This window comes from Anaerostipes rhamnosivorans (genome assembly GCF_005280655.1).
GTDB lineage: Bacteria > Bacillota > Clostridia > Lachnospirales > Lachnospiraceae > Anaerostipes > Anaerostipes rhamnosivorans.
Window position 1 is genome coordinate 836,285 of sequence record NZ_CP040058.1, and the last position, 12,801, is coordinate 849,085.

The following is a 12,801-nucleotide window of genomic DNA, read 5'->3' on the forward strand; positions in this document are numbered from 1 at the left end:
CTAATCCATTTCCAGGAAATGGACAGTGAGGGTGAAAAGTGAGAGAATTATATTGGGTATATGTTTATGCGATTGAGCTTTGGAAAATGATCTTGATCATGAGAGGTATTTTAGGGGTTGAACCATCGCGGAAAAGGGAAGCCGTAGTTTTTCAGATCCCGGCAGTCTTAGGAGTTGTCTTGTGTTACAGATTTGGTTTTTCGGTCAATAAGGTGATCGTTCTTTTTATTATTGTATCCGGCTGGATCTATTTCAAAAAGTTTTTTCTTCCCATCTTTACGTGGCTTGGAATATCCATCATGGACTTTCTGATTGGTTTGTTTATCATATTCTTTGCTCAAATGGATTTTCAGACGGCCTATGCCAGCAATCATTTTGCGGATGTGGAAGAAATATTTAGTTTTATCATGATCCTGATCGTTATAACGATCAGGAAAAGATTCAAGGTGAATAAGATCCAATATACGTACAGTGATGTGGCCTTGGGAGCGATGGTGCTCATCGGAGTCATTGCATGTATCGGACCATTTTTGTCTGAAGGATTCCAGAACTGGACGTCTTTTGGAAAGAGGCTTGAGATCCTGCTTGGATTTTTGCTGATGCTGATCGGGATCAGTACTATTATTATAAGGATCTGCAGTGTAAGGCAGAAGCAGGAACAGTTTGAACAACAGATGCTCTGGAATGAAAGACTGCTGAACGAACAGAAAAAGTATTATGAACTGCTCCTTCAAAAGGAGGAGATGACGAAAAAGATCAGGCATGATATGAAAAGCCAGCTGGGCTGTCTGGGCAGGTTTCTTGAAAAGGGAGAATATGATCAGGCGAAGGAATATTTAGGCGAATTGATCGGCGGTATCCAGAGGCTGAATATTCTTGTATCTACCGGCAATGACGTGGTGGATATTGTGGTAAATGATATCGTCCAGCGTGAAAAGATGGATCTAAACTGGAAAGGCAGGATTCCCAGCAAGCTGAATATGACCAACGCGGAGATCTGTATCCTGTTTTCAAATCTTTTGAAAAATGCCGCGGAAGCCGTCAAGGATGTAAAGGAAAAGACGGTCAATGTAACAATTAAAGTGAAGGGACACCATCTGCTTTTAGAAGAAAGCAACCATACCCTAAAACCAGTCATTTTTGAAGAAGGCAGATTAATGACTACAAAGCATGATAAGGAGAAGCACGGAATCGGAAGCCAGAATATTAAAGAAATCGTGGAGAAGTATAATGGCAGTGTTTCTTACCACTGTGAAAATCATATATTTCAGGTGAATATTATCCTTTTAGATGCTATTTAATGGAAAAAAATACAACGTTTATTCAATTATTCCGTCGTTCCCCGCGGTTGTATTGAAACTAGGAATAAGACCTCTTATAGTGTGTATTGTTACCGAATTTCTTACCGAAAGCAAAGCAGTATAAAGGGGGATAAATCAATGACATGCATGAGATGGCCATGGCCGTTCTAATCATCTAGTCGGGGATAAAGCACTTATTACAAAGGATAAACAAAAGGTTGAGGGTATACATATAGTAAGAGACATAAAAACAGGAGGCATTTCTGATACATCAGAGGGGCCTCCTTTTGTTATGCGGTTATGCCATCCATAATCCATGCAGGTTGCAGTATTCATATGCGGCTACAAATTCCTCATTGTCTGCCAGGAAGAATTCTGCCTCCGGTTTTTCTCCAGGCTTTAAATACTTTATATGATTTCCCATGCTGGTTTCGACACAGATGAACATAATGTAATGGGCTTCCATCATCGGATGTTCCACCTCGCCTACTTTTACACTGACCTTCCGGTCCTCCACTGTAACGGCAGGCACATGCTTTTCTGCAGCGCCATCCGTAGTCCCTGGAACAAGTTCCGTCATTTTCTGGCCGCAGCACATGACTGGCACGCCGCTGTCCTGGACTAATGTCATGATATTTTTACAGTGTTCACAGATAAAAAACTTCATAATAAAAACTCCCTTCTTTGAAAACAATGACCCCAGTTATAAGTATTAATATAACAGAATATGACCTATTTGTCTGTAAAATGTGGAAAAAAATGAAGCATACCAAGGGAGAAATACATATACTATAGTTAGATGGCAGCAGAAAGGAGCGATAAAATGTATGATTTTGCAGTTCTCGGCGGAGATCTCAGGCAGGCTTATATGGCAAAACAGCTCTCCGAAAGAGGTTTTTCTGTCATCACTTATGGGATCGTGTCCGGTGAGAAGCAGGCGGATTCCATGGAAGAAGCTGTGGTGAATGCCAGGGCACTGATCGGCCCGATTCCTTTTTCCAAGGACCGTGAGAATCTGGTTTCCATGGCGTGCCGTGAGGACTTCGGTATAGAGGATGTAAAACGTTGTCTGACAAAAGGGCAGAGCATCTTTGCGGGATGTATCCCGGATGACTTCTGCGGCTATTGCCAGCATATAGGTGTTGATGTGCATGATTTTATGAAGATGGATGCCGTGGCAGTAAAAAATGCCGTGTCAACGGCAGAGGGGGCAGTGGCAGAAGCGGTGTTCGACTCACCGCTGCAGATCCAGGGAAGCCAGTGTCTTGTACTGGGCTTTGGCCGTTGTGGCAGTGTATTGGCTGAAAAATTAAACCTATGGTCGGCCAAAGTGACCGTAGCTGCAAGGAAACCAACGCAGAGAGCCCAGGCAGAATCTTTTGGGATGAATGCAGTCTCCCTGGAAAATCTGAAACAGGAAATTTCCCAGGCTGATTTCATATTCAACACTATCCCCGCTCTGGTTTTAGACAGAGAATGTCTGGAGTTTGCCAAAAAAGATGTCCTGATTGTGGATATCGCGTCCGCTCCCGGCGGTGTGGATTTTGAGGCCGCGGAAGAATTGGGAATCGACGCAAGGCTGTGCCTTGGGATTCCCGGTAAATATGCGGCGTGTTCTGCGGCTGCCATTCTGACAGAAACAATGATTACGGAATGGGATGTATGATGAGTGTAAAAGGAAAGAAAATAGGAATTGCCATGACTGGTTCATTCTGCACATATGAGAAAATATTTGTCCAGCTTGAAAAGCTTACGGAGGAAGGGGCAAAGGTGCAGACGATCTTTTCAGGTGCTGCACAGAGCATAGACAGCCGGTTTGGAAAAGCCGGAGATTTTCTGAAAAAAGCCGAAGAGATCACAGGAATTCCGCCGATGAAAACCATTGCACAGGCTGAACCGATTGGTCCCAAAAGTCTTCTTGACGTTCTGGTGGTCTTTCCGTGCACTGGCAATACGCTGGCGAAGCTTTGCAACGGCATTACGGATTCTCCAGTCCTGATGGCAGCAAAGGCACATTTAAGAAATGATAAACCTTTGGTGATCTCTGTATCAACCAACGATGCTCTGGGAATTAATATGAAGAACATCGGTGCCTTGATGAACATGAAAAATATCTATTTTGTTCCATTTGGGCAGGACGATCCGGTTAAAAAACCGAACTCCATGATCGCCGATACCAGCCTTTTGATCCCGACTGTGGAAAAAGCGCTGGAGGGCAGACAATATCAGCCGGTTATCCGGGGATAGAACTTCAGGCTCCCAGTGATGTCTTACTGCGGAGCCTGTATAAAAATAATTGAAGAGGTGGCACATATGTGTGGTATTGCAGGATTTTGTAATCCTCATAACAGGTATCAGGAAAACAAAGGGCAGTGGGAAGAGATTTTGGACCGTATGAACCAGGTCCAGAAGCACCGGGGTCCTGATGATCAAGGGACGTTTTTGGAAAATGGGTGCGGCCTGGCCCATGTACGTCTTTCAATCATTGACTTATACACCGGACATCAGCCCATGGTCAGGGAGGAATCCGGGCGTAAGTTTGTCATTGTATATAATGGTGAGATTTACAACATGAAGGAATTAAAACAGGAGTTGAAAAACGAGGGGGCAATCTTTAAGACAACCAGTGACACGGAAGTGATTCTGGCTGGATACATCCTCCACGGTCCTGCTTTTGTAGAGAAGCTGAACGGCATCTTTGCGATCAGTATCTGGGATTCCGCGGAAAAGAAACTGTTTTTGTTCAGAGACCGGCTGGGTGTGAAGCCTCTGTTTTATTCTTTTGCGGGGCAGACATTGGTATTTTCATCTGAGATCAAGGGCATTTTTCAGTACCCAGGCATTGAGCCAGTCATTGACAGGGACGGACTCGGGGAGATCTTTGGCCTAGGACCGGCGAAATCCTATGGAAAGGGAGTATTCAAAGGCATTTCGGAAGTACTGCCGGGCCATTTTCTTGAGTACAGTATGGACGGACTGAAAGATCACACCTATTGGCAGCTTGAGAGCAGGCCCCATGAGGAGTCTTACGACCAGACCGTAGAGAAGCTGTCCTACCTGGTACACGATGCGGTTAAGATGCAGATGCTCTCAGATATTCCAATCTGTACTTTTCTATCCGGAGGTGTGGACAGCAGCCTTGTGACGGCCATATGCGCCAAAGAACTGGGTAAACAGGGAAAACAGCTAAATACCTTTTCTTTTGATTTTGTGAACAATGACCAATATTTCAAGGCCAACTCCTTCCAGCCATCCCAGGACAGACCGTGGGTAGACCGGATGGTGGAGGCGGCCGGAACAAATCACACGTACCTGGAATGCAATAACGAGCAGCAGATTGAAAACTTGTACCGGGCCGTGGATGCAAGAGACCTGCCGTGTATGGCGGATGTGGAGTCTTCTCTTCTCTATTTCTGTTCCAAAGTTGCCGAGACAAAAAAGGTTACTCTGACGGGAGAATGTGCCGACGAGATCTTCGGAGGATATCCGTGGTTCCATAAAAAAGAGTGCTTTGAGGCCCATGCGTTTCCATGGTCCATGGATATGGAACCAAGAAAAGCCCTCTTAAGCGATGATGTGCTCCAGGTGGCAGATATTGAAAACCATTCCAGGAGAGCCTACGAAAAGACCATCGGAGAAACTCCGAGGCTTTTAGGGGAGGATCCCACAGAGAGCAGAAGGAGGGAGATCTCTTACCTGAATCTGAAATGGTTTATGGTGACCCTCTTAGACCGGATGGACCGGACCAGCATGTATTCCGGTCTGGAGGCCAGAGTACCATTTGCCGACCACAGGATCGTTGAATACATGTGGAATGTGCCTTGGGAAATGAAATGTCCGGGCGGCATGGTCAAAGGCCTTTTGAGAGCTTCCGGGGAAGGAGACCTTCCTAATGAGGTTTTGTACCGAAGGAAAAGCCCGTATCCGAAGACTTACCATCCTGAGTATGAAAAAATGCTGGGAGATCGGTTAAGGGAAGTGATCGCCGATCCAAATGCACCGATCAGAGATTTGATCGACAAGAAGAAAACGGAAGAGTTTTTAAAAAGTCCTTCAGACTACGGAAAACCATGGTACGGACAGCTGATGGCCGGACCGCAGATGGTGGCCTTTATGCTCCAGGTCAACTACTGGCTGCAGACTTATCGGATTGCTCTCGTATAAATAAAAAAATGCATGAGATTGTTTTGATAGAGGAACAATCTCATGCATTTTTATGTTTTTTGCTCCGTATCATGGTATAATAAAAATAAGATATCGATCGGTCTTATCAGCCGTATGACATCTTTTGCAGGCATAGACATACCTCCGTTTCGGAGGCAGAGGGAAGGGTTTATCCATGAGGTTAGCAATCGCTGTTTATGAGCAAAGGAGTGATGTTTATGAAAGAGAACAGGATCATATGTATTTCCAGGGAATTCGGAAGTGGAGGCCATGAACTGGGAGAGCGCCTGTCTAAGCGGCTGGGTATTAAGCTGTTCGACAGCGAGATCATTACAAAGGTGGCCCAGATGGGCAATGTACCCGAAGATTTTGTGGAAGAACAGGGAGAAGTGAGGGACTTTCGGGGTTTCCTTGGTGTGATGCCGTCAGGGCATGTGGCTACGGATATCACCCGTGACTTTGTGGTGACTTCTGAGAAATTATTTGCCCTCCAGTCCATCGCCATCCGGCAGATGGCAAAGGATGAAGGCTCCTGCATTTTTGTGGGACGATGCGCGGATGTTATTTTGCAGAACCAGGCAGAATGTATCTCTGTCTTTGTGCACAGCCCTCTTGATGACAGGGTCCAGAGGATCATGGATCTCAGACAGATCACCGAGAAGGAGGCTAGGAAGCTGATCAAGAAAACTGATAGGGAAAGGGCTTCCTACCACAATTATTATACGAAAGTGAAATGGGGCCATCCGAGCAACTATCACATGGTTCTCAACATTGGAAAACTGGGCATGGAAAATGCGGTGGATCTCATTACATATTATGTAGACCGATAGAGTGGTTTTCGCATGGAAAGGAGAGGTGCTATGAGACCGAACACGATTATATGCATTTCCAGAGAATATGGGAGCGGAGGCCACGAGATTGCGGAGAAGCTCTCAGAGGATCTGGGTATCAAGCTGTTTGACAAGGAACTGATCGCCAGAGTGGCGAAGATGGCAGATGTGTCGGAAGAATACGTGACCCAGAGAGAAGAGTCAGGGGATTACGCCTATATTTTTGGAGTGCCCATCGGACATCCGGCTACAACGCCGATGGATGAGTGCATCCTGACACCGGAAAAACTGTTTGTGATCCAGTCCATCGCCATCCGCCAGATCGCGGAGCAGGAGAAGTCCTGTATCTTTGTGGGGCGGTGCGCGGACGTTATCCTGCAGAAACTTCCGGGCAGCCATTCTTTCTTCATCCACAGCTCTGAATCTGTGCGGATTAAACGAATCATGGATACGGAGAATGTCTCCGAAAGGGAAGCAAAACGTATGATGAAAAAGGTGGACAAGGAAAGAGCTTCTTACCATAACTACTACACAAAGATCAAGTGGGGCCACCCGAGCAATTATGAGCTGGTTATCAATACCGGAAGGACCGGGATCGACAAAGCTGTAAAAGTCATAGAATCCTATCTGGAGGAATAGAATCAAGAGGCAGGTGGAAAACCATCTGCCTCTTTTCTCCGGGTAGACGCGCGGCGATAGTTATTTACCACTATCTCCGTCGTGCTTTGAAATGCACTCCTCCGACAGTGCTAAATAACTATCGTATGGTAATATCAGTTCATTTTTTATCTAGTAGATGTTACGTCCATTTTCCACATGATTTCCGTTCGGCTCTTAGAATGCCTCACTCCAATCATGTAGAAAATGGACGTAATGTCTGCTGGAGAAGGGCTTCTGTCAAAACGGAGCCACTTTTCGAAAGTTATTCACCACTATTGGAGGAGCGCATTTCAAAAGCGCGACGGAAATAGTGGTGAATAACTCATACCCACAGGGCATCCCGTATTTTACACCCTCCGGGTAGACGCGCTTCGCGCGATAAGGTATACCCACAGGGCATCCCGTATTTTATACCCTTCGGGTAGACGCGCTTCGCGCGATAAGGTATAATATAAAGAGCAGTTTGGTTATTGTTTAGGCTAGATATTGGGAGGTTATATGACGATGGAATATAAAGATTTAATTGAAAGCAAAAACTCCGTGAGAGACTATAAAGAGAAGGAAGTTGATGCCGCTACGGTTAAGAAGATCCGGGATTTTGCACAGTCTTGTGAGCGCCTGGATGACAGCATTGGGATTGATATCCGGTTTATGGATAACGACACTGTTTACCGCCAGTTGGACGGATATGCTGGATATAAGGGTATTTTGATTAATGCTCCGCATTATATGATTGTTTTGTCTGAGAAAAAAGACCACTATATTGAAAACGGAGGATATGTAGGTGAATCCATTTCTATCAAGGCTCATTCCCTGGGAGTAGATTCCTGCTGGATCACGTTTAAAGACAGCCGTACCGTTATTGAAAAACTAAACATTGTCACTGATAAAGAAGTGGTGGCGATCATGGCGTTGGGATATGGAAAGAAACGGTTTAAAAAGGTTACAGGGAATGTCAGCTTGGGGAAAGGTTATGCAAACGCTGATTTCCAGGTAAAAGACAGTGTGACTTCACCGAGGATGCCTTTGGAGGAGATTGTTTATCTTGATACTTGGGGCAACAAAGCTTCGGTGGATGAACTGGTGAACAGAGCTGTTTATGAGCCGTTGAACTATGCGAGAATGGCTCCATCCACTTTAAATCGGCAGCCTTGGAGATTTATCATCGACGGCGGACTTCTGATCCTGACAGTCAGGGATGATGAGGAAACCAATCTTTATGAAGAACAGATTGATGCAGGTATCGTTATGCTGTACTGCAAAAAGGTGATGAGAGAGACCTTATGTGAGATCAACTGGAACCTGGTACCTGTGGAGAACAAGTACAATATTCCAGATAATTATAAGATCGTCGCATCCTGTAATATGTAAGATATTTGGCTGGTGAGGACCAGCAAAGCTTGAGAATTTAAAGTTGGACTATACAATAGTCCGGCTTTATTTTTTTGTTCAGATGCAGAAAGCCAATCAACAACAAATAACAACAGATCTCCGAGTCAATATTTCTTGAAGTTTCTTGTGCTAGAATAAAATAAAGCTTTCACGGAGTGGATGCGTTTTGTCTGGAAAAGAACCTTCTTTGACAGATATTACATCCATTTTATCACTCTGTCTGACAAAAGGTTTCGTTCCGTGAAGGTATTTATCCGTTGAATTTGTCGGAATAAAATTTCATAATAAGGAGGAATCAGTATGAGGAAAGAGAGCAGTTCGTTCGTGGCAAAGGGTATGGCGTTGGCCTTATCAGCAGCCATGGCGTTTGCAACTTTGGGGGGAATGACGGCATCGGTATCCGCGGCTTCCAGTAAAAAAGTGGATGCCAACATGGATGGCAAAGCCAATGAAACGATCACTGTGAACGATGCAAAAGGTGCCAGGATGATCAAGGTAGGCTCTTATGTAAAATCGGCAGGGCAGCTTAGGAAAGGAAACACTTACTATGCACTGAGGCTTGCAGACGGTTATGGGCCGCAAAAGCCAGACTACAAGAGGGTGCTGAAACAGAACACATGGGTAACAGTAAGTTCCAGCCTGCTTCCAGTGAAGCTTGGGGATAAGGTTACCAGTCCTACATGGTACAATACTCCCGATAACAGTTATAATAAGCTGCAGAAAGGGGATACTTATTTTGCCCTGATGAGCAAAGATAATCCGGAATTTGTAAAGCTGTTTGACAGCTGTGATGGAACGATTGCGTACAATGAGACCTTCACGGGAAACAACATCAACACAAAAGACGGAAAGTATTCCCGGTATGGATGCAACAACGGAGGAGTTGCAGGACAGCCGATTCTTTTATATCATGGTTCTTCAGCCAGTGAGTATGTTTTAAAACAGATTTATGTAAAGAACACCAAGAATTATAAGAAAAATCAGATCATTAAAAAGTCAGATTTTACCGTCTATGCAAAATATGTCAATAAGAAAAACAGTAAGGATGTAAAATGGGGTAAGGTGGATACAGATTATATAGCATTATCCCAAGCATACGGACAGGGCGGAAAATTCAAGGTGAAAGTGCAGTATCCTACAGCCGGTACCAATACTACTAATCTGGCTCCGGGTGCAAAAACACGTGAAATCACTCTTGCAGGGGCAGATACTACAAAGAAAGTGATTATAGCGACTGGAACAGCGAAGAACTCTAGAAAGGTACAAGTGTCATGGACCAAGACGAAAGGCGCAGACGGATACCGAATCTATGGTAATCAGTGCGGGAAAAAATCCTCACCGAAATACATAAAGACAGTGAAGAAGGGGACAAAGGCTGTCATCACGAAGATTGGAAAACGGAAGCTTAAATCAAATGCTCCTTATAAGTTTTATGTAAGACCGTATAAGAAGATCAATGGAAAGAAAAAGAATATTGGAAAATCCAATACAGTGCATGTATTGATGAGGGCTACCTCAAGGTATGCAAATGCTTCCTCTGTCTCTGTAAAGAAGAAATCAGTTAAGCTTAAGAAAGGCAAGACGGAGGCTATCAAAGCAAAGGTCCGTGTTCCAAATGGAAAGAAACAGCCCAAAGACCACGGTGCAAAAATTCGCTATGTTACCTCAAAGAGTTCTGTTGCCACGGTGAGCAAGAAAGGAAAGATCAGAGCGAAGAAGGCCGGCAAGGCAACGATTTATGTCATTAGTGAAAATGGAAAGTATGCGAAGGTCAGTGTAACTGTAAAATAAACCATTTAGGAAAGAAATGTTGTGAAACAAAAAGAACGGGTTTTACTGCATTTCTTTCCAATTTCAAAAGAAAACCCTACCGGGGTGATGCACACAAATGTGTAAGGGAACTATTTAACTACTGTAAATTACTTGTATAGTAAAATAAAAATAGAATAAAATAACCGGTATGAGCTCTTTCCAAAGCCGGATGGAGATTATGGAGAAATACGGTTTGTTTTTGAAAAAATTTAAAAAAAACCATTGCACTTGTCGAAATTCCGTGGTATATTAATAAAGCTGTTGGGCTATCGCCAAGTGGTAAGGCACAGGATTCTGACTCCTGCATCCGCTGGTTCGAATCCAGCTAGCCCAGTTAGGTTCCGCTTAAGGCGGAACCTTCTGAAATCATTATGACATTTTTATATGGGTGTGTAGCTCAGGTGGTAGAGCACTTGACTTTTAATCAAGTTGTCCGGGGTTCGAATCCCCGCACGCTCACTTTGAAAATATGGCGCAAACGCTGATAAATACAGTGTTTGCGCTATTTTTATGTGTTTTTAAAGTAACCGATTTTAACCGGAAGTAATACCTTCTAAATGTTCCATTCGTGTTCCAATGTTCCATTTTTGTTCCACTTTTCTACCTGCCCATAGCATCATTCACGGCGGCCTCTGCATCCTCTTTTTCCATTAAAATATGATTGTATACGTTTAATACCATTGCCTCTGTGTCACCCATGAGCTGTGCAATTTTCTTGATAGAGATTTTCGGAATCTGGTAGCAGAGGTTCGTACAGAAGTTATGCCTGAACACGTGGGAAGTAAGTCCTGTAATCTGTTCCTTTGAAACTTCCTGCATCCGTTTCAATATTCTGGCCCACATTTTATCGTAGCTACTCTTAGATAACGGTTTCCCGTTACGCATTGTGAAAAGATAGGTTTTTCCGTTCGACTTTAATTTTTGTATGTATCGCTCCACATCCGGGAATACAGAGATCGGAATTGGAACAGTCCTATAACCGTTTCCAGATTTCGGCGCTTTCTCCTTTGGCTCTCCGTAGACAAGTGAATGAGCGTTTGTGACAGATACAGTCCTTTGCTTTAGATTTATATCAAAAATGGTTAACGCCAGGGCCTCCTCACGGCGCAATCCGCAGCCGTAGACGATGTAGACATATATTTTATCCTGCTCTTTGAAATCGGCGTTAAAAACGGCTTCACGTTCGTTCTCCGTCAATGGACGCTTTTCCTTTGGCTTGTATTTTACCGGTTCTATATTCTTAAACAGATCTTCGTAGACATTTGCTGAATACAAGCGGTCTGCAACCGCAGACTTTAATACCTGTTTAAAGACCATGTATATCTGTTGTTGCGTCCGTGATTTTCCTTCTGCATTGTTTAGAAGCATCTGCAAGTGTATCCGGTCTATGTCCTGCAGCCGTATTGTTTCCAGAGCAGAGAAGTGCTTTTCTATGATGTTCGCATACATTTCCTTTGTAGCATCTTCCCGTTGGCCCTTGTACACATCCTTCCACATCCGGGCATATTCTAGAAATGTTGTATCCGTAGTCTTTACAGATTTTCTTTTCTTTACATTGTCTTCAAATTCCTTTACTTTCCGTTCCAGATCCTTGCTACTCTTTTTAGATCGCAAGTGCTTTTGATGTTTCTTTCCGGCGGCGGTATACGTCCCATCCCACACATTCGTACTGAAATATCCATCCTTGCCCCGCTTGTATTTTGCTGTTGCCATTTTATCATCCTCCTAAAAAATCGTACAAAAATAACAGCCCACAAAAACGTATGTTCTTCTTGTGACAGCTGCCCGAAGATGATACAATATATTTGAGTTATGCGTATCTCTTCGGAGTTATGTAGTTTTTGCCGCCTGGTTGCCGCCGGGCGGTTTTTTATGCTATTTAAGCTTTAACTCAAGTTCAACCTTATTTCCTGCATTTTCAAAATTTTCGTCCGATGGAGCGTCAACAAATAACTTAATTTTATTAATATTATCTGCCTTAGATTTTTTTAAGATGTAGATGTTTGTGCCATCATGTTTAACTTTTCCTAAAAATTCACCATCTATATTTTCACTCAACATAACGTCAGGTTCGACTTGTTCTTTAGTATCTGTTGTGATTGTTGCCTGGCCTAAATAAAAATTAATAGTTTTGTCACTTGTATTCTCGGCAGACACATTAAGTGCTATTAACGCAATTTCTTTGTCCTTGTCTATTTCTAATGCTTTTGCCATTTCATCGTTGGTAGCAGTGAATTTAGAAACCTGGATGCCGTCAATGGAATATTTTATAGGACCGGTTTTCCCTTTCATATTCAGCTTCTTATCTGTCATTACGGGAACTTTTTTCATTCCATTCTCTTCTACAATTTCACCCGTTTTACTATCGTCTGTTTCTGTGCTTTTTTCAGCTGTTTTTTCCACCTCTTTTTTTGATTCAACTTTTTTTCCATTATCGTTGCCACAACCTGATAAAAAAACAGCCGTTAAAACAACTAAACAACCTAATAATACTCTTTTTCTCATAATTGTTCTCCTTATATGTGAAATTTAAAGTTACATCCCTCTATAATTAAGTGTATTTTGATAACTTTAAAAAGTAGGACACAATTCGTCAGAAATTTCAAAAACGTAATGTGCGCATTTCTCGATTTTGTCAACAT

The 12,801-nt window shown here is 43.4% G+C and carries 11 protein-coding genes and 2 tRNA genes; 10 read left to right on the top strand and 3 right to left on the bottom strand.

Annotated features, from left to right (window positions below; all coding sequences use genetic code 11):
- Window positions 1–38 precede the first annotated feature (38 nt).
- A complete protein-coding gene (locus AR1Y2_RS04020) occupies window positions 39–1,301 on the top strand; it encodes a GHKL domain-containing protein (protein WP_243118846.1) in 1,263 nt (420 codons plus the stop codon).
- Between the two features lie 298 nt (window positions 1,302–1,599).
- Here AR1Y2_RS04020 and AR1Y2_RS04025 read toward each other — a convergent pair whose 3' ends face one another.
- Entirely contained in the window at window positions 1,600–1,968 is a 369-nt protein-coding gene (locus AR1Y2_RS04025) for a desulfoferrodoxin family protein (RefSeq protein WP_137327820.1), read from the bottom strand.
- 156 nt (window positions 1,969–2,124) lie between these two features.
- Here AR1Y2_RS04025 and dpsA point away from each other — a divergent pair, with 156 nt between their 5' ends.
- From dpsA to AR1Y2_RS04075, 9 genes are all read left to right on the top strand, one after another.
- Window positions 2,125–2,967 (top strand): dipicolinate synthase subunit DpsA, encoded by an 843-nt coding sequence (dpsA, locus tag AR1Y2_RS04030; RefSeq protein ID WP_243118847.1) that lies wholly within the window; start codon window positions 2,125–2,127, stop codon window positions 2,965–2,967.
- The gene (locus AR1Y2_RS04035) at window positions 2,967–3,548 is read left to right on the top strand and encodes a dipicolinate synthase subunit B (protein WP_137330193.1); all 582 of its coding nucleotides are present in this window, start codon (window positions 2,967–2,969) and stop codon (window positions 3,546–3,548) included. The genes dpsA and AR1Y2_RS04035 overlap by 1 nt, the downstream gene beginning before the upstream one ends.
- Before the next feature lie 66 nt (window positions 3,549–3,614).
- On the top strand, window positions 3,615–5,465 hold the full coding sequence (gene asnB, locus AR1Y2_RS04040) for an asparagine synthase (glutamine-hydrolyzing) (RefSeq protein ID WP_137327822.1): 1,851 nt from the start codon (window positions 3,615–3,617) through the stop codon (window positions 5,463–5,465).
- A gap of 218 nt (window positions 5,466–5,683) precedes the next feature.
- Window positions 5,684–6,295 carry a cytidylate kinase-like family protein gene (locus AR1Y2_RS04045; protein ID WP_137327823.1) on the top strand — a complete coding sequence of 204 codons (612 nt, stop codon included), beginning with the start codon at window positions 5,684–5,686 and terminating at the stop codon, window positions 6,293–6,295.
- Between the two features lie 30 nt (window positions 6,296–6,325).
- Window positions 6,326–6,934, top strand: coding sequence for a cytidylate kinase-like family protein (locus AR1Y2_RS04050; RefSeq protein WP_137327824.1), 609 nt, complete (start codon window positions 6,326–6,328; stop codon window positions 6,932–6,934).
- Window positions 6,935–7,453: 519 nt separating this feature from the next.
- Complete coding sequence (locus tag AR1Y2_RS04060; protein ID WP_137327825.1) at window positions 7,454–8,326, top strand: nitroreductase family protein; 873 nt, start codon at window positions 7,454–7,456, stop codon at window positions 8,324–8,326.
- Between the two features lie 321 nt (window positions 8,327–8,647).
- Window positions 8,648–10,138: an Ig-like domain-containing protein gene (locus AR1Y2_RS04065; RefSeq protein ID WP_137327826.1), complete on the top strand. Its 1,491-nt coding sequence runs from the start codon at window positions 8,648–8,650 to the stop codon at window positions 10,136–10,138.
- Window positions 10,139–10,421: 283 nt separating this feature from the next.
- Window positions 10,422–10,493: transfer RNA gene (locus AR1Y2_RS04070), tRNA-Gln, on the top strand.
- Window positions 10,494–10,545: 52 nt separating this feature from the next.
- Window positions 10,546–10,618, top strand: a tRNA-Lys gene (locus AR1Y2_RS04075).
- 141 nt (window positions 10,619–10,759) lie between these two features.
- Here AR1Y2_RS04075 and AR1Y2_RS04080 read toward each other — a convergent pair.
- Window positions 10,760–11,872, bottom strand: coding sequence for a tyrosine-type recombinase/integrase (locus tag AR1Y2_RS04080; RefSeq protein ID WP_137327827.1), 1,113 nt, complete (start codon window positions 11,870–11,872; stop codon window positions 10,760–10,762).
- 162 nt (window positions 11,873–12,034) lie between these two features.
- Entirely contained in the window at window positions 12,035–12,664 is a 630-nt protein-coding gene (locus AR1Y2_RS04085) for a hypothetical protein (RefSeq protein WP_137327828.1), read from the bottom strand.
- Between the last annotated feature and the right edge of the window lie 137 nt (window positions 12,665–12,801).

Coding starts and splice junctions, on each gene's coding strand:
- AR1Y2_RS04025 (WP_137327820.1), bottom strand. CDS start 1,968: ATGAAGTTTTTTATCTGTGAACACTGTAAAAATATCATGACATTAGTC.
- dpsA (WP_243118847.1), top strand. CDS start 2,125: ATGTATGATTTTGCAGTTCTCGGCGGAGATCTCAGGCAGGCTTATATG.
- AR1Y2_RS04035 (WP_137330193.1), top strand. CDS start 2,967: ATGAGTGTAAAAGGAAAGAAAATAGGAATTGCCATGACTGGTTCATTC.
- asnB (WP_137327822.1), top strand. CDS start 3,615: ATGTGTGGTATTGCAGGATTTTGTAATCCTCATAACAGGTATCAGGAA.
- AR1Y2_RS04045 (WP_137327823.1), top strand. CDS start 5,684: ATGAAAGAGAACAGGATCATATGTATTTCCAGGGAATTCGGAAGTGGA.
- AR1Y2_RS04050 (WP_137327824.1), top strand. CDS start 6,326: ATGAGACCGAACACGATTATATGCATTTCCAGAGAATATGGGAGCGGA.
- AR1Y2_RS04060 (WP_137327825.1), top strand. CDS start 7,454: ATGACGATGGAATATAAAGATTTAATTGAAAGCAAAAACTCCGTGAGA.
- AR1Y2_RS04065 (WP_137327826.1), top strand. CDS start 8,648: ATGAGGAAAGAGAGCAGTTCGTTCGTGGCAAAGGGTATGGCGTTGGCC.
- AR1Y2_RS04080 (WP_137327827.1), bottom strand. CDS start 11,872: ATGGCAACAGCAAAATACAAGCGGGGCAAGGATGGATATTTCAGTACG.
- AR1Y2_RS04085 (WP_137327828.1), bottom strand. CDS start 12,664: ATGAGAAAAAGAGTATTATTAGGTTGTTTAGTTGTTTTAACGGCTGTT.